At 63.9% G+C, this 20,107-nt stretch carries 19 protein-coding genes; 13 read left to right on the forward strand and 6 right to left on the reverse strand.

Annotated features, from left to right (window positions below; all coding sequences use genetic code 11):
* Positions 1-71: 71 nt before the first annotated feature.
* Entirely contained in the window at positions 72-974 is a 903-nt protein-coding gene (locus tag C4F17_RS27975; protein WP_106938484.1) for a LysR family transcriptional regulator, read from the forward strand.
* 251 nt (positions 975-1,225) lie between these two features.
* Here the strand turns inward: C4F17_RS27975 and C4F17_RS27980 are convergent, their stop codons facing one another.
* The 6 genes from C4F17_RS27980 to C4F17_RS28005 form a co-directional block, all read right to left on the reverse strand.
* Positions 1,226-3,016, reverse strand: coding sequence for an acyl-CoA dehydrogenase (locus C4F17_RS27980; protein ID WP_106937790.1), 1,791 nt, complete (start codon positions 3,014-3,016; stop codon positions 1,226-1,228).
* Between the two features lie 67 nt (positions 3,017-3,083).
* On the reverse strand, positions 3,084-3,632 hold the full coding sequence (locus C4F17_RS27985) for a MarR family winged helix-turn-helix transcriptional regulator (protein WP_106937791.1): 549 nt from the start codon (positions 3,630-3,632) through the stop codon (positions 3,084-3,086).
* An 82-nt stretch (positions 3,633-3,714) separates the two neighbouring features.
* Positions 3,715-4,521, reverse strand: a complete 807-nt coding sequence (locus tag C4F17_RS27990) for an alpha/beta fold hydrolase (protein WP_106937792.1) — start codon at positions 4,519-4,521, stop codon at positions 3,715-3,717.
* Entirely contained in the window at positions 4,518-5,741 is a 1,224-nt protein-coding gene (locus C4F17_RS27995) for a xanthine dehydrogenase family Fe-S subunit (protein ID WP_199852016.1), read from the reverse strand. The genes C4F17_RS27990 and C4F17_RS27995 overlap by 4 nt, the downstream gene beginning before the upstream one ends.
* A 5-nt stretch (positions 5,742-5,746) precedes the next feature.
* The gene (locus C4F17_RS28000) at positions 5,747-6,598 is read right to left on the reverse strand and encodes an FAD binding domain-containing protein (protein ID WP_106937793.1); all 852 of its coding nucleotides are present in this window, start codon (positions 6,596-6,598) and stop codon (positions 5,747-5,749) included.
* The gene (locus C4F17_RS28005) at positions 6,595-8,976 is read right to left on the reverse strand and encodes a xanthine dehydrogenase family protein molybdopterin-binding subunit (RefSeq protein ID WP_081270284.1); all 2,382 of its coding nucleotides are present in this window, start codon (positions 8,974-8,976) and stop codon (positions 6,595-6,597) included. The genes C4F17_RS28000 and C4F17_RS28005 overlap by 4 nt, the downstream gene beginning before the upstream one ends.
* 354 nt (positions 8,977-9,330) lie before the next feature.
* Here C4F17_RS28005 and C4F17_RS28010 point away from each other — a divergent pair, with 354 nt between their 5' ends.
* The 12 genes from C4F17_RS28010 to C4F17_RS28065 all read left to right on the forward strand — a co-directional run bounded on the left by C4F17_RS28010 (position 9,331) and on the right by C4F17_RS28065 (position 20,086).
* Positions 9,331-9,648, forward strand: a complete 318-nt coding sequence (locus C4F17_RS28010) for a non-heme iron oxygenase ferredoxin subunit (RefSeq protein WP_081270285.1) — start codon at positions 9,331-9,333, stop codon at positions 9,646-9,648.
* Positions 9,645-10,898: an NAD(P)/FAD-dependent oxidoreductase gene (locus tag C4F17_RS28015; protein WP_081270286.1), complete on the forward strand. Its 1,254-nt coding sequence runs from the start codon at positions 9,645-9,647 to the stop codon at positions 10,896-10,898. Before C4F17_RS28010 ends, C4F17_RS28015 begins: the two co-directional genes overlap by 4 nt.
* A gap of 29 nt (positions 10,899-10,927) precedes the next feature.
* The gene (locus C4F17_RS28020; protein WP_081270287.1) at positions 10,928-12,238 is read left to right on the forward strand and encodes an aromatic ring-hydroxylating oxygenase subunit alpha; all 1,311 of its coding nucleotides are present in this window, start codon (positions 10,928-10,930) and stop codon (positions 12,236-12,238) included.
* A complete protein-coding gene (locus C4F17_RS28025) occupies positions 12,235-12,750 on the forward strand; it encodes an aromatic-ring-hydroxylating dioxygenase subunit beta (RefSeq protein ID WP_081270288.1) in 516 nt (171 codons plus the stop codon). Before C4F17_RS28020 ends, C4F17_RS28025 begins: the two co-directional genes overlap by 4 nt.
* A gap of 17 nt (positions 12,751-12,767) precedes the next feature.
* Positions 12,768-13,763: an amidohydrolase family protein gene (locus tag C4F17_RS28030; RefSeq protein ID WP_106937794.1), complete on the forward strand. Its 996-nt coding sequence runs from the start codon at positions 12,768-12,770 to the stop codon at positions 13,761-13,763.
* Positions 13,764-13,785: 22 nt separating this feature from the next.
* Entirely contained in the window at positions 13,786-14,829 is a 1,044-nt protein-coding gene (locus tag C4F17_RS28035) for a 2,5-dihydroxypyridine 5,6-dioxygenase (RefSeq protein WP_081270290.1), read from the forward strand.
* Complete coding sequence (locus C4F17_RS28040) at positions 14,826-15,467, forward strand: isochorismatase family protein (protein ID WP_081270291.1); 642 nt, start codon at positions 14,826-14,828, stop codon at positions 15,465-15,467. Before C4F17_RS28035 ends, C4F17_RS28040 begins: the two co-directional genes overlap by 4 nt.
* Before the next feature lie 81 nt (positions 15,468-15,548).
* Positions 15,549-16,727: an ABC transporter substrate-binding protein gene (locus tag C4F17_RS28045; protein WP_081270292.1), complete on the forward strand. Its 1,179-nt coding sequence runs from the start codon at positions 15,549-15,551 to the stop codon at positions 16,725-16,727.
* A gap of 15 nt (positions 16,728-16,742) precedes the next feature.
* Complete coding sequence (locus C4F17_RS28050) at positions 16,743-17,612, forward strand: branched-chain amino acid ABC transporter permease (RefSeq protein ID WP_081270293.1); 870 nt, start codon at positions 16,743-16,745, stop codon at positions 17,610-17,612.
* On the forward strand, positions 17,609-18,622 hold the full coding sequence (locus C4F17_RS28055; protein ID WP_081270294.1) for a branched-chain amino acid ABC transporter permease: 1,014 nt from the start codon (positions 17,609-17,611) through the stop codon (positions 18,620-18,622). The genes C4F17_RS28050 and C4F17_RS28055 overlap by 4 nt, the downstream gene beginning before the upstream one ends.
* On the forward strand, positions 18,619-19,383 hold the full coding sequence (locus C4F17_RS28060) for an ABC transporter ATP-binding protein (RefSeq protein ID WP_081270295.1): 765 nt from the start codon (positions 18,619-18,621) through the stop codon (positions 19,381-19,383). Before C4F17_RS28055 ends, C4F17_RS28060 begins: the two co-directional genes overlap by 4 nt.
* Positions 19,364-20,086, forward strand: a complete 723-nt coding sequence (locus tag C4F17_RS28065; protein ID WP_081270296.1) for an ABC transporter ATP-binding protein — start codon at positions 19,364-19,366, stop codon at positions 20,084-20,086. The genes C4F17_RS28060 and C4F17_RS28065 overlap by 20 nt, the downstream gene beginning before the upstream one ends.
* The last annotated feature ends 21 nt before the right edge of the window (positions 20,087-20,107 follow it).

Genomic DNA, 20,107 nt, shown 5'->3' on the forward strand with positions numbered 1-20,107 from the left:
GAGAATGCGCGTTGGAGTGAATTTAGTGAATACTCTAGAATTCGGATGGGCTATGTAGAAACGGATGCATGATGCGAGGGTCTGAATTTGCGGAGCTGAAAGCCTTCGCTGCAGTGGTCGAGCGGGCAAGCTTTGCCCGGGCCGCTGAGCATCTGGGCCTGTCGCCTTCCGCACTCAGCCAGACCATCCGCCAACTCGAAAGCCGGATCGGTGCTCGACTTTTGAATCGCACGACACGAAGCGTCGCACCCTCGGCAAGTGGCGAATTGCTCTACCGGCGCATCGCACCGTTGTTCCGCGAGATGACGGCCGCGGTCGCTGAGGCTAGCGAAGCCGCCGGCCATACACGTGGCACGCTTCGTATCAACACGCTGGGTATTGCGGCGAGAACCATCATCGCGCCCAGGCTTCCACGCTTTCATCTGGCGTACCCTGACGTGGTACTCGACATCGTGGTCGATGACGCGCTGGTCGATATCGTCGGCGGCCGATTTGACGCCGGCATTCGCGTGGGCGGACGGCTCGAGAAAGACATGATTGCCGTGCGTCTCACGCCAGACCTGAACATGGTCGCCGTGGCGTCGCCCGATTACCTCGCGCGGCGAGGCACACCCAAAAAGCCCGAAGAGTTGCATCAGCACGCGTGCATCAACTGGCGACTCCAGATAGACGGCAGGTACTACCGCTGGGAGTTCGAGAAAAGGGGAAAGCGTCTCGAAGTGCCGGTAGACGGTCCTGTTGTCACCAACCACGCTGACATAGGCCTTGCTGCTGCGCTCAATGGGCTAGGCATTGCCTATCACTTCGAGCAGGACGGCGTGGGTGAGCTATTGGCGCAAGGACGGTTGGTCCAGGTCCTCGCGGACTGGTCAATCTCCCGGCCCGGACTGTTTCTCTACTACCCCAACAGGCAGCACCGCCCAGCCCTGCTGGGTGCCTTCATCGACTGCCTGTTAGACAAAGATTGGGCATGAGCCCGCCGCCGCATCAGAACTGCGATTTGCTGGTAGTTCGTTGATTCCGGGCTGCGGCCGGTTTCACAGACACCTTGTCAGGTGTGCAATAGAACCGGAGGTGGTTCATGGGAACGAGAAGGCAAGTCAGCCGAGAGTTCATGTGCGCGCAAGCCAGTCACCCGCCCCACCCCCCGCCGTGCGCATCGATAGCGGCATGATCGTCAACGCCGGCTTGGTCACCGACGCCCCTGCCTTCACATTGCTCCAATCTAGTACATGAGGGTTGGCAGCGCATTCACACTCTCGGCGCCGTCGACGATGCTGTCGCGCATGCCCGGCACCTTGTTCAGGATGTGCTCGGCGTAGAAGCGCGCGGTGGCTACCTTGGCCAGCATGAAGTCGGTGTCGAAGCTGCGCGAGGCCAAGTCCTGCGCAATGATCAGCGAGCGCGCGAGCTGCCAGCCGGCCACCAGGTTGCCCGCGAGCATCAGGTAGGGCACGCTGCCGGCGAACACGGCGTTGGGCGATGCCTTGGTCTGCCCGGCCACGAAGTCGACCACTTCGACGAACGCCAGGCGCGCGGCCTTCAGGCGCTTGAGCACGGCAACCGCGGCGGGGTTGTCGCTCTTGGCCAGCTCGGCTTCGGTCTTCTCGATCTGCGCGGCAATCGCCTTGGCGGTCTGGCCGCCGTCGCGCGCGGTCTTGCGGCCCACGAGGTCGTTGGCCTGGATCGCGGTGGTGCCTTCGTAGATGGTGAGGATCTTCGCGTCGCGGTAGTACTGCGCGGCGCCGGTCTCCTCGATGAAGCCCATGCCGCCGTGCACCTGCACGCCGAGCGATGTCACTTCCAGGCTCATCTCGGTGCTGTAGCCCTTGACCAGCGGCACCATGAATTCATAGAAGGCCTGGTTCTGCTTGCGCGCGTCGGCATCGGGATGGTGGTGCGCCGCGTCGTAGGCGGCGGCGGCCACGCTGGCCATCGCGCGGCAGCCTTCGGTGTAGGCGCGCATCGTCATCAGCATGCGCTTGACGTCAGGGTGGTGAATGATCGGTGCGCTGGCGTTGATGGAGCCGTCGACCGGGCGGCTCTGCACGCGGTCTTTCGCGTAGGCCACGGCGTGCTGGTAGGCGCGCTCGGCAATCGCGATGCCCTGCATGCCCACGGCGTAGCGCGCGGAGTTCATCATGATGAACATGTACTCCAGGCCGCGGTTCTCCTGGCCTACGAGATAGCCGACAGCGCCGCCATGGTCGCCGTACTGCAGCACCGCGGTGGGCGATGCCTTGATGCCCATCTTGTGCTCGATGCTCACGCAGTGCACATCGTTGCGCTCGCCCAGGGAGCCGTCCTTGTTCACGAGGAACTTGGGCACCACGAACAGGCTGATGCCCTTCACGCCTTCGGGCGCGCCGGTCACGCGCGCGAGCACCAGGTGCACGATGTTCTCGGCCATGTCGTGCTCACCGTAGGTGATGAAGATCTTGGTGCCGAACACCTTGTAGGTGCCGTCGGGCTGCGGCTCCGCGCGGCTGCGCACCATGGCGAGGTCGCTGCCGGCCTGCGGCTCGGTGAGGTTCATCGTGCCGGTCCACTGGCCGCTCACGAGCTTTTCGAGATACACCGCCTTCAGCTCGTCGGAGCCGGCCGTGAGCAGCGCCTCGATGGCGCCGTCGCTCAGCAGCGGGCACAGCGCGAAGCTCATGTTGGCCGAGTTCAGCATCTCGCCGCAGGCCGCGCCGATGGTCTTGGGCAGGCCCTGGCCGCCGAAGTCAGCCGGATGCTGCAGGCCCTGCCAGCCGCCCGACACGTACTGCGCAAAGGCTTCCTTGAAGCCCGGCGTGGTGGTGACGGCACCATGCTTGAACGACGAGGGGTTGCGGTCGCCCGCGATGTTCAGCGGCGCCACCACGTCCTGGTTGAACCGGGCGCACTCCTCGAGCACGGCCTGCGCGGTTTCGAGGCCGGCCTCCTCGAAGCCGGGCAGCTTGGCGATCTCGCCGATGTTGGCCAGGTGCTCGATGTCGAACAGCATGTCCTTGATGGGGGCGGTGTAGCTCATCTCATTGCTGCCTTTAAAAGCAGTTCCAAATTACTCGGTGAAAACAAGTCGCGTGCGGATCGTCCGATCAGCCGGCTCCAATTTCTTTTTCCATCTTTTCCTTCTTTTCATGCGCATCGACGAGCTGTGCCAGAAGCCTCATGAACTCGGCGCGATCTTCGGGCGACAGCGGTTCAATCAGCAACTCCTGGGAGCGGTGAATGCTTTCCTGCAGATCGTTGATCAGGTTGAGCCCATCCGTCGTGATCACCGAGAGTCTTGACCGGCGATCGTCCGGATTGACGCGGGTTTCAACCAAGCCCTTGTCACCAAGACGTTTGAGCACTTCTGCAGTCGTCGTGCGGTCGAGCGACAGTTCCCGACCGATCGCTTTCTGATCCAGCCAGGGGTTCATCGAAAGCGCCGTCAGCATGCCGACCTGAAGCGGTGTGATGCTTTCCGACTTGCAGAGATCGAAGAAGATCGCCTGTCCGATCTGCGTCAGCCTGCGGATGAGGAAACCCGGCCGGCGCCACATGACCTGGCGCAATGGATTGAACGGCTCCAGGATCGGATGCTTTGCCACATCGGCTGAGCCGACCATCTTTTTTTGAGCGGGGGAACGCTTTGTCATCATCTCGAGATCGCTGAAGGTGTCAGCCGACGAGTTTATCGACTCCCCTGTCTGTGAAACGGAGCAAGACACGCTTCGGATTGCGCTAACGCAGATCGAGCTTCAGGTAATCGCCGAGCAAGCGATAGAAATCTTCTTCGTCATCCCACGGGATCATGTGCCCGGCGTTCGACGCCGTGCATTGCGACAACCCGGGCGCAAGAGACCCGATCTCGGCAAGGTCCTCCGGCAGCATCACCCCTCCGCGGCCTGCCGCCATCAGAAGCCCGGGCGTCTTTAATTGGGGGAGATCGGCGTGGATGTCGTCCTCGTGGAAGCCGGCGTGCGCCTGGACGATGGCATCCGGGTCGCAGGTATGGAGCCATTCGGCCCTGAGGCGCAATTGGTCGTCCGTCCACGTGGGTGCATAGGGGCGAAGCTCTTCGGCCGTGATGCCCTTGAGCGCCATCTGGATGGAATCGACATACCAGGCCAGCGGAACCGGATAAGGACGCCGGCCCGGGCCGGACACTGGCGGATCGACGAGCAGCAGCCTCGCCATCCGTCCCGGATCGCGCGCAGCGGCTCGAATCGCCACGCGGGCACCCATCGAGTGGCCCAGCACCGTCACCGACGACCACTGCAGCACGTTCAGCAGGTCCAGCACATCAGCCGCCATGGCATCGAGGCTCGCGACCATGCCCGGCGCGCTGAAGGACAGGCCTCGCCCCCGGAAATCAAGCACATGAACATCGAAATGGCGAGCCAACCGCTCTGCGACGAAGCCCCAGGTGATGGCGGGACTCGTGATGCCGGGCAACAGCAGCAGGCGAGGACCCTGCCCTCCATAGCGCAGAAGATGCAGCCGCACCCCGTTCGCACGGACGTGATAGCCAAGAAGAAAGGAACTCATTCGGACGCCCTCGGCGGCTTGCCGAACCAGCCGCGGAAGCGGTTCCAGAGCACGCTCCACATCATCCCGGCGACAGACACCGTGGGTTGCGGCTCGTCGGTCACAACCGTTTGGCCGCCCAGCCTTCGCGTGATCTGCTTTCCGAAGTCTGCGACCATGCGTCGCACGAAGTCCTTCACGAGTCCGGAGCGCGAGAACTGCGCGAGTGGACCCTGCAGCGCATAGATCATGTCTACGTGCACACGGGTGCTGTCGGCCGTCAGGGCTTCCAGCCGATAGGTGATGTCGCCCTGGGTGCGTGACTTGCTCAGGCTGTCCTGGCCGGCACCGCGCAGGACCGCGCGCCTCGCGGCGTCGTCGCGCTCCAGCCGCGCAGCGCCTGCGAATGCCGCCGACATCGGACCGAACTTGATCGCGATGGTGCCCTTGACACGCTCTCCTTCGTATGAGTCGATGGTCGCACCGGGCAGGCAAGAGGCCACCGCAGGCAGGTCTCCCATGAACTTCCACACCTGGTCTTCCGGATAAGGCACGTCGAAATGCACTTCGATGGCGTTGCCCTTGGCCTTGGCCTTGGCCATCGCGGCGGGATCGACCTCTGCCATCTCCGCGGACGCCGCAGATTCCGCCGCGGCCTGCCTGGCGGCGGCAACCGCGAGCGGCTGCGCCTGGCTCGGCGCCGTGGCCGGGCGCGGTGCAATAGTTCGCGGGGCACTCAGTGCATGCCGCAGCTTTTCGACTTGTGCGTCCGGGGTGTCGCGCTGCTGCTGCAGCACATCGAGAATGGCGTCCACGATGCCCTGGTAGCCGGTGCAACGGCACAGGTTGCCGGAGAGTTCGAGGCGCACGCGCGCTTCGTCGGCCTGGGGCAGACGCAGGACGATGTCGCGCGCCGTGGTAAGCATTCCGGGTGTGCAGAAGCCGCACTGCAGCGCGTGATGCCGCGTGAACGCCGGGCGCAGCCGCTGCATCACCGCATCATCGTCGTAGCCTTCGATGGTGGTGACTTCCTGGCCCTCGCACGCCACGGCGAAGGTGATGCATGAGCGCGTCGGCTGGCCGTTGACGAGCACCGTGCATGCGCCGCAAACGCCATGCTCGCAGCCAAGATGGGTACCTGTCAGGCGCAGTTCGTCGCGCAGGAAGTCACCAAGATGCGTCCGTGGTTCCGCGTGCCGGCTGAAGCCGCGGCCATTGACCTGAATAGCGATGGGGATCAAGTCTGTTACTCCGCTGGCTTGTGGTTGGAAAAAACACCCGACTGCGCTAGGGCGCGCTCGACGCAGGCCGTGAAGAGCTTTCGGTCGATGCCGTCGCGATCAGGCAGCGCCCGGCCTACGGCCGCGCCCACCTTGTCGCGCTCTGCGGCTTGCGCGCCCTTGCTTGCAACTTCCGCCGCGAATTCGTTCAACAGGATCGGCGGCCCGTCAGCCGCCCCCAGCACCACGCGCGCACGGTTGCGCGAAACATCGAAATACACCGCGGCGCTGGCCTCGGCAAATTCGCCAGGCTTGCGGCAGACCTTGTGATAACCCCAGCGCGTGGCCGGCGTCTCGCACGGCACGTGGACGGCCACGATCAACTCATCGGACTCGAGCACAGTCGTATAGGCTCCGAGCATCACGCCATCCGCCTCGATCGTGCGTTCGCCGCGCGGCGACCTGAGCACGATGCGTGCACCGAGCGCGGCGAGCGTGACCACCCAGTCCGCGGCAGGATCTGCATGCGCCAGGCTACCTCCGACAGTGCCGCGGCTGCGGATCGCCCGGTAGGCGATACCGGCCGCGACCTGACGCATGGGATGCGCCGCCAGCGGCGGGTGCACGCCATCTTCGATCTCGGCATGTGTGACTGCCGCACCGATCTCGATCCACTCGCCATTGCGACTGACTGCGCGCAACGCTGCGATGCCGGCGATGTCAACCACCTGCGCCGGTCGCGCAAGTCTCAAATTGAGCATCGGGCCGAAGGACTGGCTCCCACTCATCGCCTTTGCCATGCCGTCGCCCTTGGCCAGCACCTCGATTGCCTCATCCACGCCGAGCACTCGCGTGTACTCAAATTTCGCGGCCTTCATTTGACGAGCTCCTGTTGCGGCTTCGCGCTCTCGAGGGCCTTGAGCAGGCGCCGCGGTGTCAGAGGCGTCATCAGCACCTCGGCCGCGCCCGTGCCTCGCAATGCGTCGTTCACGGCGTTGAAGATCACCGCGGGCGGCGCGATGGCGCCTCCCTCCCCCACGCCCTTCGCGCCGAATTCGGTGTGAGGCGACGGTGTCTCGAAGTGCTCGATGCGGATGCGAGGCACTTCCGTGGCGCCAGGCAGGATGTAGTCGGCCAGCGTGGAAGCCAGCGGCTGGCCTTGGTCGTCGTACGGGCTCTCTTCGTACATCGCGGTGCCGATGCCCTGCGCGATGCCGCCGATGGTTTGGCCCTCTACGATCATCGGATTGACCATGGTGCCGCAATCCTCGACCACGACGTAGTCGAGGATCTCGACCTCGCCTGTCTGCGTGTCGACCGCGACGACGACGGCATGGGTCGCATACGTAAAGGTACCGGTGTCGACTTTGGGCTTGTACGCACGCGAAACCTCCAGGCCACCAAGATGCACGTTCTCGGGCAGGTCCTGCGGCGTGAGGTACCACGCGCCACCCACCTGGGACAGCGGAATCGACTTTTCTCCGGCCACGGCGAACCCTTCTACCAACGCGACGGTCTGCGGATCCACGCCCATGAGATAGGCGGCGATCGACTGGATGCGGGGCAGCAGTTCCTTGCACGCGGTCGCGATGGCGCCTCCCGACATGACGGTCGCCCGGGATGCGTAGGTGCCCGATGAGAAGGGCGTGAGCGCGGTGTCGCCATGCACGACCCGGATACGCGCAACGGGAATGCCGAGCACATCGTTGGCGATCTGCGCGAAACTGGTCTCCATGCCCTGGCCATGCGAGTGCACGCCGACGCGCACTTCGAGCCCGCCGTCCGCGGTCATCCGCACCACCGCCTGATCAAAACCGGGCACCACCGGAAGACCCCAGTTGGCGAACACCGTCGTGCCGTGCGCGGACTGCTCGGTATAAGTGGCCGTGCCGAACCCGATCCGGCGTCCGTCCGGCTCTCCCCGGGTTTGACGCTCACGCACGGCAGCCACTCCGACCATCTCGACGGCGCGGCGAAGGCTCGCGGGAAAGTCGCCGCTGTCGAAGTGCTTGTTGGCCACGTTGACGTAGGGCATGGCATCGGCCGGCACGAGGTTGTCCATGCGAACCTCCCACGGTTCCCGGCCCACTTCGCGCGCCACGGCATCCATAAGAAGTTCGATTGCAAAACAGACACCGGTGCGCGCCACGCCGCGGTAAGCCATGAAGCCCGGCTTATTGGTCGCGACACACAAGGTCTCGCATCGGTAGCCACGGAAGGTGTACGGACCGGGCAGGTTGCCGATCGCTTGACCAGGCTCCAGGCCCACGAAGAACGGATAGTACGAATAGGCGCCGCCGTCGATGGTGATGACAGCGTCCAACGCCAGGAGCTTGCCCGTGCGGTCCGCGTAGGCAGTGAGCTTGTAGTGATGCTGCCGCGTGTTGGCACCGACGATCAGATGCTCGCGCCGATCCTCAAGATAGCGAAATGGGGTTCGGTACGTCTTGGCCAGCCAGGCAATGCACAGATCTTCGGGGTACAGCTGCCCTTTATAGCCAAAGGCGCCTCCCACGTCGGGGGACACCACACGCACCGCCTCCTCGTTCATCGAGAGGTGCTGGGCGATGCCGACGCGCAGCAAATGCGGAACCTGCGTCGCACTGACGACCACAAGTTGATCGGCCTGGAAGTCCCAGTAGGCCAGCACCGACTTTCCCTCCAGCGGCACGATGCACTGGCGCGACAGCTCGACGGTGCGACTAACTTTCACCTCCGCCTTCGCGGCAAGTTCATCGAAGTCGCGATTGGCCCGCAGCGTGAGAAAGACATTGTCTTTCCACCCAGGGTGAAGGAAGTCTCCCGTCGCCGCAAGAGAAGACTCGGCGCCGTGGTAGACGGGCAGCTCGTCATAGGAAACCTGAACCTCTTCGAGCAGGTCTTCTGCCACTGCACGCGTTGGCGCAACGGCCATGGCGATCGCCTCTCCCACGTGCCGGACCTTGCCCGAAGCCAGCGGCGGCAAGGCCGAGTACTGGTATGTGGGCAGCGAAGACGGCGAACCGATGTCCGCCGCGTCCGTCATCATCTCGCGCACGAAGATCTTCCCCGCATGCTCTTGCGGAATCTCGACACCCGTGATGGTGGCGTGCGCCAGCGGGCTGCGCAGGAAGGCGACCTCCTGCAGACCAGGCAGCACGAAGTCGCCCACGAAATTGCCTTTGCCAACCATGTGGCGCGCGTCTTCCTTGCGAGGCACACGGGCGCCGATGCCCTCGGGCTTAAGAACTCTCGCCGGGATGTCTGCCTGGTTCATGCGTTTCCTTCTGCTTGACTGATTGTTCCCGGGCGCCGCTCGGGATGTGCGGCATCGTCCGAGGTCAGGACTTCATGCGTATTTGTGACAGTACACGTTCATAAGTATAGGCCTGCTTGTCACGCGCGTGAAGACGGTGGTTGATGATGAAAACCCTGATCCATCCATCTCCCTGATTCGGTGCACTTTAGCGCCTATACGCACTGTGTCCGAACTTTTCACACAGGCATCTCCGTCCACTCTGGTGCAAGTCCAACAAGTACAAACCCGCACTTGAAAAAAGAATTCGGCCGCCCTAATATGCCAGTTCACTGAGTATTTATTTCAGTTCTCTGAACGACAGGATAGAAGCCCATGGATTGGATCAAGGTCGCCTCGGCGCAAGAGCTGAGCAACGATGAAGCGAAGACCGTCGATGTCGCTGGCTATGGGGTTGCGCTGTACCGGATCGACGACGAATTCTTTGCCACCGACAGCATGTGCACTCATGCCACCGCGCTGCTGTCGGAGGGCTACGTGGAAGACGGTTGTGTCGAATGCCCGCTGCACCAGGCCCGCTTCGACATTCGCACGGGCAAGGCGATGTGCGCGCCGGCCACCGTGGACCTGCGCACCCACACCGTAAAGCGGGAGGGCGATCACATCTACGTGCTGTCGCCCGCTGGCAAATGACATCGCGCGGCATCGTCATCGTCGGTGCGGGCCAGTCGGCGGCCGTTGCGGCACACGCCCTGCGCGAGCACGGCTATAGCGGGCGCATCACGATGGTGGGCCGGGAGCGCCACAGGCCGTATGAGCGCCCTCTGTTGTCGAAGGCCGTCCTGGTGGCTGCGGAGGCGCCCAGGCTCGACGTGCTCACCGACGACGCCTGGACACGCAGCGACGTCGAACTGCTGAGCGGCAGCGAAGCGGTTGCACTGGATCTCCAGCGGCAGCATGTCCGTCTTGCGGACGGGCGGATACTCGCGTACGAGTCCTGCCTGATCGCCACCGGCGGTGAGGCCACCACGCTGGCGTGCGTGCCGGCCGGCCGCGCGGGCGTGCACTACATCCGCACGCTGGACGACGCGCATCGGCTGCGCACCGCACTCCAGGCAAAGCCGCAGGTCGCGGTTCTTGGCGGTGGATTCCTCGGCCTCGAGGTCGCAAACTCGGCGCTGTCCGCGGGCGCCTCGGTGACGGTGCTCGAACGCGCGCCATCACTGCTAGATCGCTTCGTGCCGCCGCAGGCGTCTGAATGGCTCGAAGCGAAGTTGCACGCAGCGGGCGCCAGGCTCCTGCTCGGCGCTTCCTGCAGTGGCGTCCATTCATTGCCGCAAGGCCGGTTGCGCTTGAGCACCAGCACCGGCGATCTCGAAGTGGACGAGGTGGTCATCGCCATCGGCTTGTCTCCGAACGACGCGCTGGCCCGCGATGCGGGGCTGGAGACGGCAGCAGGCAGCGGCATTTTGGTCGACGCGTCTTGCCGCACGAGCAACGCACACGTGTTCGCATGCGGCGACTGCACCAGCCAGCGCCGTGCCGGACAGGCGGCGCCGACGCGCCTTGAATCCTGGCAGAACGCGAACGAGCAGGGGCGCACTGCCGCTGCCGCCATGCTCGGCCTGCCTCTTCCCGCACCCGCGGTGCCGTGGTTCTGGACTGACCAGGGCAAACACAACATCCAGATGCTGGGCCTGCCGGCCAGCGATCTGGAATACGTGCGCCGTGGTAGCCCGGCCAACGACAAGGTGCTATGGATCGGCCATCGGGACGGCGTGCCGGTGCACGGCGTCGCAATCAACGCAGGCGCCGATCTGCGGGCCGTTCGCCCGCTCTTCGAACGCGGGCGGCGCGTGCAGTGGGACGACTTCGCACTGGACGCTACCAACCTTCGCACATGGGCCAAGCAGATGCAAGCCGACGTCGCGACCACCACTTAAACCACCTCTCTCAAAGCTAAGGAGCTTTCATGTATCAATCGCAGGCGGTCATCGGCATCACGAATGCCCGGAAGAATCCGCCCTTGGAGCAATGCGTCTGGCCCGCGGACGCCATGAACAACATTCCGGACTGGGTCTACACCAGCCAGGCGAACTATGACCAGGAGATCGAGCGCATCTTTCGGGGGGACACCTGGAACTTTGTCGCCCTGGAAGCGGAGATTCCCAACCCCGGCGACTACAAGCGTGGTTATGTGGGCGCCACGGCCGTCGTGATCGTGCGCGCGGAGGACGACACGATCTCCGTCTTCGAAAACCGCTGTGCCCATCGCGGCGCGGAGTTCTGTCGCGCCAGCCAGGGCAACACGAAGGAGTTCGTCTGCCCCTACCACCAGTGGTCATACGACCTCAAGGGCAACCTGCAGGGGGTCCCGTTCAAGCGTGGCATCAACAAGGTGGGCGGCATGCCGGCGGACTTCAAGAACGCCGACCACGGCACCCGCCAGCTGCGCGTAGCCACCCGCAACGGCGTGGTGTTTGCCACCTACTCCGACAAGACCCCTCCGCTGGAGGAGTACATGACGAAGGAGATCGTCGAGGAGTTCGACGTTCCGTTCTCGGGCAAGAAGCTAAAGATTCTCGGCTACTGCCGCAACGAGCTCCCGTGTAACTGGAAGATGTACCACGAGAACCTCAAGGATCCGTACCACGCGACGCTGCTGCATTCGTTTCTCGTGGTGTTCGGTCTGCTGGTCCCCGGCATCAAGTCGATCGTCTTTGCGGACAAGGTGCATGGCCGGCACGGCTTCATGGCGTCGGCCAAGCCGGACGAGATCTACGCTACGGTCGCCGACGACGACAAGGCGCAGATGCGCTCCTTCAGCGACAACCTTCGGTTGCGCGACGAACGGTTCCTCGACTACGTGCGAGAGTTCAAGTCGCCCTGGTCCGCCAACATGATGACCATGTGGCCGAACCTCATCGTGCAGCGCCAGATGAACACGATGGGCGTGCGCCAGATCATTCCGAACGGCCCGAACAGCATGGTGATGCAGTGGACGATGTTCGGGTACGAGGACGACACGCCGGAGATGACACGGCACCGCCTTCGCCAGGGCAACCTCATGGGCCCGGCCGGCTTCCTGGGCCTCGAGGACAACGAGGCTTTGAAGTTCGTGCAGGAAGGCCTGCGCAATTCTTCCACGGACAACAACGTCGTGAAGCTTGATGCCGGCCACCAGGGCACGACACGCAATCTCATCTCCGAGTCCTGCATCCGCTCCCTCTACCAGTATTACCGGGACGTGATGGATGTCCGTGTCGCGGAGAAAGCAGCATGAAGGATCGCCTCGCCTACGCCAAGACCACCATCTCGCCGCGACGCGCGGCCGAACTGCGCGCCGAGATCGAGTCGTTTCACGTCGAGTACTGCGCGGTCCTGGATGCGAACGACGTGGAACGCTGGCCGGACTTCTTCAGCCAGGAAGCGACGTACCGCGTGACATCGCGCCAGAACGCGCTCTTGAACATGCCCGTGGGACTCATCTACTGCGAAGGCCTGGACATGATCATCGACCGCGCCCTCGCCGTCGCGCACTCGCAGATGTTCGCGCCGCGGCACATGCTGCATGTGCTGGGGATTGCCCGCGTACTGGAAGAGACGGAAAACACGATCAGTTCCCAGACGCCCTTCATCCTCATGCAGACCCTTGTGGAGGGCCCATCGACGGTGCATCTGGCCGGGGTCTACCACGACCGCTTCGTGCGCGAAGGCGACCGGCTGCTGCTTGCCAGCCGTGAAGTGATCCACGACACCGAAATTCTCGACACCGCCTTGGCGTACCCGGTCTGAGGCCACCCAGGAAGACTATGAAACAAACTCCCAAAATCGCACTGGAAGAGCACTTCTCGGCCCCAGGGTTCGACGCGTACTCCTCCCCCTACACGCGGGCGCTTCCCGCCGCATTCGTCGCCAAGCTCGACGCTCGGCTGACCGACTTCGACGACCAGCGCCTCTCGGAAATGGACGCAGGCAACATCGAGTACGTCGTGCTATCGCAGACCATGCCCGGCGTACAGGCCGAGGTGGATCGCGACACCGCCATCCGCCGGGCGCGCGAGAACAACGAGTTCCTTGTCGAACGTGTCTCGCGCCATCCGCAGCGCTTCGGTGCCTTCGCCCACGTGGCCATGCAGGATCCGGCCGCCGCGGCCAAGGAGCTGGAGCGCACCGTGGTCGAACACGGTTTCAAGGGCGCGATGATCAACGGCCACACCCTCGGCCGATATTACGAAGGTGCCGCATTCGATGTGTTCTGGGAGCGCGCAGAGGCGCTAGGCGTACCCATCTACTTGCATCCCAACGCGTTCAGCCAAGCACCGGCTCTGCTCGAAGGCATGCCGGTGCTCCAGGGCGCAGCCTGGGGATGGGGCGTCGAGACAGCGGGCCATGCGTTGCGCCTGCTGTTCGGCGGGGTGTTCGACCGCTTCCCGCGCTTGACCCTGGTGTTGGGCCACATGGGCGAGGCCCTGCCGTACCAGCGCTGGCGCATCGACAGCCGCTTCGCCGCGTATCCATCGGGCATCACGCTGGCGCGCAAGCCCAGCGAGTACATCGGCAGCAACATCCTGATCACCACGTCGGGCGTGTGCTCCGCACCGGCGTTGCTGGGCGCCATTGGCGAGCTCGGGGCACAGGCCGTGCTCTTCTCGGTGGACTACCCCTACGAGTCGACCGCCGAGGCCTGTGACTTCATCGAAGCCGCCCCGCTGGACGACAAGACGCGGGCACAGGTGTGCCATGGCAATGCGCGCCGGCTCTTCAAGCTGGGCAGCCCGGAAGACCTGGCGCTGCTTCAGTTCTGACACTCACTCGAAAGGAAAAAAGATGGCAGTCAGCGACTATCAGATGATCAGGGCGTGGGACGAAGTCCTGAAGCTCAGCAAAGTGGAGCGCGGCCAGACCGTCTCCATTCTGTGCGGCCCCCACACACACCCGCAGACACTCCAGACGGCGACGATCGCCGCGCAGGCCGCGGGCGCGATCGTGACCCGGATCGAGCTGCAACCCATCAACGCGGAGAAAGCAACCAGCCGCGACCGGATGAACTATCTGGGTGAAACACCGCTCACGAACAATCCAGTCGCACTCGCTGCAATGAAAAATAGCGATCTCGTCCTTGACTTGATGGTTCTCCTGTTCTCTCCAGAGCAACTGGAAATTCTAGAGTCCGGAACAAAGATTCTTTTGGTCGCGGAGCCGCCCGAGGTACTGGTGCGAGCGATTCCTACTGAGGACGATCGCAAGCGCGTCTTGGATGCATCGAAGCTTCTCAAAAAGGCTAAAAAGATGCACGTGACGTCGGCGGCTGGAACGGATGTGACGTTCCAGCTCGGCGAATTTCCCGTCATCACGGAGTACGGTTTCTGCGAGGAACCCGGGCGCTGGGACCACTGGCCGAGCGGCTTCCTCTTCACTTTCGCCAACGAAGGCGGCAGCGACGGAACCATCGTGATCGATCGCGGCGACATCCTACTGCCACAGAGGAACTACGTCTCGGACAAGATCACATTGAACTTGCGCGACGGTTTCGTGCGCAGCATTGAAGGTGATGTCGATGCCGCCATGCTGCGCGAGTTTATGGAGGCCTACAAGGATCCCGAAGCCTACGCTATCGCGCACATCGGCTGGGGAATGCAGCCCCGTTGCTACTGGCACACGTTGTCGCTGATGGACCGCGAGGCGACAACTGGTCAAGATGCGCGCGCGTTCGAAGGCAACTTCCTGTTTTCCCTGGGCCCGAACAACGAGGCTGGTGGCTCCCGCACCACGCCTTGCCACCTCGACATTCCGCTGCGCAATTGCACGGTGGCGCTGGACGGCACCGTCGTGGTCCGCGACGGCAAGGTGATCGACGAGGCCTTCCAATGAGCTTCGATCAGGCTATCTACCAGAAGCAAGGATTCGGCAATGCCGTCGCGCCGCTGGCGCCCTACGGCCTGCTGATCATCGACTTCGTCAATGGTTTCGCCGATCCGCTCACCTTCGGTGGCGGCAACATCGCCGACGCGATCGAAAGCACACGCGGGCTTCTCGACAAAGCGCGACAGCGCCAATGGCCGATCGTGCACACGCGGGTGGTGTACCAGGACGATGGTGCCGACGCCAACATCTTCGCGCTCAAGGTGCCCCCCATCCTTGCCTTGCGTGAGGATGCGCCGGAAAGCCAGATCGTGCCTCAACTGCAGCCGGAGGCCGGGGAACTGGTGCTGCGCAAGACCAGCCCCTCGGCCTTCTTTGGGACTTCGCTGGCCGCCTGGTTGTCCCTGCGCGGCGTACGCACGCTACTGATTGCCGGGTGCACGACAAGCGGCTGCGTGCGCGCCAGCGTGGTCGACGCGATGTGCCACGGGTTCCGCCCGCTCGTCGTGACCGACTGCGTGGGCGACCGTTCGCTGCAGGCCCACGACGCCAACCTGTTCGACATGAATCAGAAATACGCGACCTTGATGGCCCGCGACGTCGCCCTCGAAGCGACCGGCAAGGCAGCAGACATCGCGCCGGTCTGATACGCCGTTCGGAGCTCCGCCAACTCATTCGACCCTCCGGTGCTCACTGCACCGGCCACGCCCCACTACCCGGATAGAACAATGACCATCAAATTTGTTGCCGCCCTGGCGGTTTCCCTCGCGACGATCTCCTTTCAGTCCCGTGCCGACGTCATCAAGGTGGGCGTCATCGCGCCGATGTCCGGGCCGTTTTCGGTCGTGGGGCAAACCTGGGAGGGTGCGACCAAGGCCTATCAGAAGCTCAACGGCACGACCGTGGGCAAGCACACGATAGAAGTCGTCTACCGCGACCTTCCCGAGATCAACCCTGCGCAGGCCAAGGCGCTGGCACAGGAACTGATCGTCAAGGAAGGTGCGCAGTACATCGCTGGCCTTTACTTCACGCCCGACACCCTGGCCGTGGCTGCGCTAGCGCAGGAGGCCAAAGTACCGGTCGTGATCTTCAATGCATCCACGTCGTCGCTGCTCGACAAGTCTGACTTCCTGCTGCGCACTTCATACACCCTGCCGCAGATGGCGGTGCCCGTGGCCAAGTACGCGCTCGAGAAAAGCGTCCGCAATGTCGTCACGCTGGTTAGCGACTTCGGTCCTGGCCTGGACGCCGAGAAATCCTTCACCACGGCCTTCATCGGCGGCGGCGGCAAGCTGCTCGAGGCCATCCGCGCGCCGTTGAAGACAACCGATTTCGGTCCGCTGATGCAGCGCGTGAAGGCGCTCAAGCCCGATGCCCTCTACGTCTTCGCCCCGGGTGGCCCTTCGACCTATGCGATGGTCAAGGCCTACAACGAGGCCGGCCTCAGAACTGCCGGCGTGCGCTTTCTCGGCACCGCCGAGACCGATGAGGACCAGCTGCGGGCCATCGGCCCAGAGCTTCTCGGCATCGAGACCGGCATGTTCTATTCGGCCACGCACAACTCGGCGCTGAACAACGCCCTCATCAAGGCATTCGGCGAGGTTGCACCTAAGGCTATTCCGACCGTTCAGCTCGCCAACGCCTACGACGGCCTCCACGTGATCTATCGCATGGTCCAGGCCACCGATGGGCAGCGCGATGGGGTCAAGGCGCTCGCCAGCGCCAAGGGGTACGCGTGGGAGAGTCCGCGAGGCCCGGTGAAGATCGACCCGACTTCCCGCGAGTTCGTGCAAAACGTCTACATGCGCGTGGTCGAGAAAGACCCGTCAGGGCGCTTCGTGAACCGCGAATTCCGCACGTTCGAGATGCAGCCCGATTACGGCCGCACCCAGAACGTGTCCAAGTAACGCAGAGCCTGCAGCATGTCTCTCTCGCTCCTGAGCAGCATTCTGATCGACGGGATCGCCTACGCGATGATCCTCTTCATGATCACAGTGGGCCTGTCGATGACGATGGGCCTCATGCGGGTGGTGAACCTGGCGCATGGCGCCTTCGCGATGCTCGGCGGCTTCTTTGCAGCCACCATTCCGCAACGCCTGGGGGTGCCGGCCTGGCTGGGATTCCTGCTGGCCATCGCCCTGGTCGGGCTTGTTGCGCTGCTGTTCGAGCGCATCCTGCTGCGGCGCTTCTATGGACGTGACGATCTCGACCAGATGCTGGTGACGATCGGGCTGATGTTCCTGGCGACGGCTGCGGTGAACCTGATGTTCGGCTCCACCGTGACATCCGTGGCGCTGCCCGAGCTTTTCAACGGCACGGTCGATCTGGGCTTCCGCTCCATCCCGCGGCATCGGCTAATCGTCGTGGGCTGTGGGCTTGTCGTCGTCTGCGTGCTCTGGCTGACGGTGGACAGATCTTCCTTCGGCATCCGGGTGCGCGCCGCTGTCGACAACGCGCCCATCGCACGCGCGATCGGCATCGACACCACGAAGATCTACGCAGCCACCTTCGTGATGGGCGCAGCGCTTGCGGCACTGGGCGGCATCGCTGGTGCAGAACTTCTGCCCATGGAGTCGACGTACGCGTCCAAGTACCTGGTGATCCTGCTGGCCGTCGTCGCCGTCGGGGGCAACGGAAATCTCTTCGGCTCATTCTTCGCAGCGTTGCTGCTCGGTATTGTGGAAACTTCGATGAAATACATGGTCCCGCAGCTCGCATCGGCTGCGTTTTTCCTCACGATGATCATCGTCCTATTGGTTCGGCCGCAAGGGCTGTTCGGGAGGCACGCATGAACACGGTCACTGCGCCGCGGGCAGTGCCCGCACCGTCTCGCGCCCGCCCATGGATGCAGCTGCGCGGAGAACTCGTGCTGCTGCTGGTGGGGCTGCTGGCCTTCGTGCTGTTTCCGCATGACCTCGGCTTGCTGACCAACATGGCGACCATGTCGATCTTCGCGCTGTCTCTGAGTCTCGTACTGGGGCAGGCCGGCATTGCGACCCTGGGCCAGGCCGCGCTGTACGGCAGTGGCGCCTACGTCGCGGGCTGGACGGCGCTGTACCTGACGGCAGACCCGATCGCCGGCTTGCTGCTCGGCGGGCTCGGCGGCGGAGTGATCGCGGTGCTAAGCGGCGCAGTGATGCTGCGGTCGACCAAACTCACGCTGGTCATGCTGACCATCGCGGTCGCCCAACTGCTGCTCGAACTGGCCAACTGGGCGAGGTGGCTCACAGGCGGCGACGACGGCCTTGCCGGTTTCAACATCGCGCCGCTGTTCGGCATCTGGGAGTTCAGCTTCCTGAGCTACACGGGCTACTTCTATGCCCTGGGTGCACTCGTGCTCGTGTACTTCCTGCTGAGGAACCTCGTGGAGTCGCCTTTCGGCCTGACGGCCAAGGCCATCCGCCAGGACCCTGGACGGGTTCAGGCGCTGGGGGGCCGCGTCTACCTGCACCTGCTGGCGGTCTACACCGTCGGCGGCATTGTGGCGGGGCTGGCGGGCGCATTGACGGCACAGACCAGCAAGGTCGCCAATCTCTTCATGCTTGACTTCTCGACGTCGGCAGGCGTCGTCGTCATGATCGTTCTGGGCGGAACACGCCGCCTGTCGGGCGCCGTGCTCGGCACCGTCGCCTACATGACCATTCATCACATCGCATCGACCCTGAACCCCTACCACTGGCTGTTCATCATCGGGTCGATGCTGATCGTCGTCCTCATCGTGTTGCCCGAGGGGCTGATCGGGCTGTTCGACCGCGCCGTGGCGTACGCCCGGCAGCCTCGCCGTAGCGGGGTGGCACGATGACTCACCGGCTCCAGACGCACAACCTGAGTCACTCCTTTGGCGGCCTCGCGGTCACGCAGAACGTCTCGCTGTCGCTTCCCCACGGCGCGCGCACGGCATTGATCGGCCCCAACGGCGCCGGCAAGACGACGCTGGTCAACCTGCTGAGCGGCGCCCTGCGCCCGCAGTCGGGCGACATCCAGTTGGACGGGCGCTCGATCGTCCAGTTGCCGCAGTACGCTCGCGTGCGCAATGGCATCGTCCGCACGTTCCAGATCAGCCGCCTGTTCAAGGAACTGACCGTGGCGGACAACGTCAAGGTCGCGGTGCTGCAGCGGCATCGGGCCTCCATGCAGTGGTGGCCCTCGCCTTCGCGTTCCGCGCGCGTACAGCAGGATGTGGACGAGACGCTCGGCATGCTGGGCCTGCACCCGTATGCGAACCGTGTGGTGGGACAACTGGCACTGGGAGAACAACGGCTCGCGGAAATTGCCCTGGCACTCGCGATGCGGCCCCAGGTGCTGCTGCTCGATGAACCGGGCGCAGGCGTGCCGCAGGGCGAAGGCGGCCGCATCATGGAAGCCATTGCGCGCCTGCCGAAGGATCTGTCGGTACTGCTGATCGAGCACGACATGGACCTGGTGTTCCGGTTCGCGTCGCACATCATCGTGCTGGTCGCCGGTGCGGTGATGGTCGAAGGAACGCCACAGGAAGTCGCTGCCAACGAGCAAGTCAAGCAAATCTATTTCGGACGAGACGGTCATGCCCCAGCCCACCACTGAACTCCGGTTCGACGACGTCACCGCAGGCTATGGCGGCCTGCCGGTGCTCGAGCATCTCAGCTTCAGCGTGCGCGAAGGCGAGCGACTCGGCCTGATCGGGCGCAACGGCGCCGGCAAGACCACCACGCTCGCGACCGCCATGGGCCTGGCCGACCTGATGAAGGGACACATCCACTTCGGCGGCGCCGACATCAGCAACGCGAGCACCTATGCACGCTCGCGCGCCGGCCTCGGCTACGTTCCGCAGAGCCGCGACATCTTCCCCTCGCTGACAGTCGAGGAGAACCTGCTGTCCGGCTTGCAGGGGCGCTCGGCAAGCGTCGCCCTACCACCGATCTATGCACTGTTTCCTCGGCTCAAAGAGCGCCGACGCAACGGAGGCACGCAGCTGTCGGGCGGCGAGCAGCAAATGCTGTCGGTGGCACGCGCACTCGTGGGGCAGCCGCGAATCTTATTGCTCGACGAACCGCTCGAAGGCCTGGCGCCGATGGTGCGCGAGGAGTTGATGGATGCCATCGTCCGGATGAGTGATCAGCTCGGCGTGGGCTGCATCATCGTGGAGCAGCACGTGGATGTCGTTCTCGAGTTCTCCAACAACGTGATCGTGCTGGAACGCGGACTGACCGCCTACGCCGGGTCTGCGGCGGTGCTGAGTGGCGAAGAGGCATTGCTCAACCGCACCATCGGCATCCAGAAGTGCTGAAGACGAACTCGCCGGTGGCTC

It is taken from the genome of Variovorax sp. PMC12, from assembly GCF_003019815.1.
In the GTDB taxonomy this organism is placed as follows: Bacteria; Pseudomonadota; Gammaproteobacteria; order Burkholderiales; family Burkholderiaceae_C; genus Variovorax.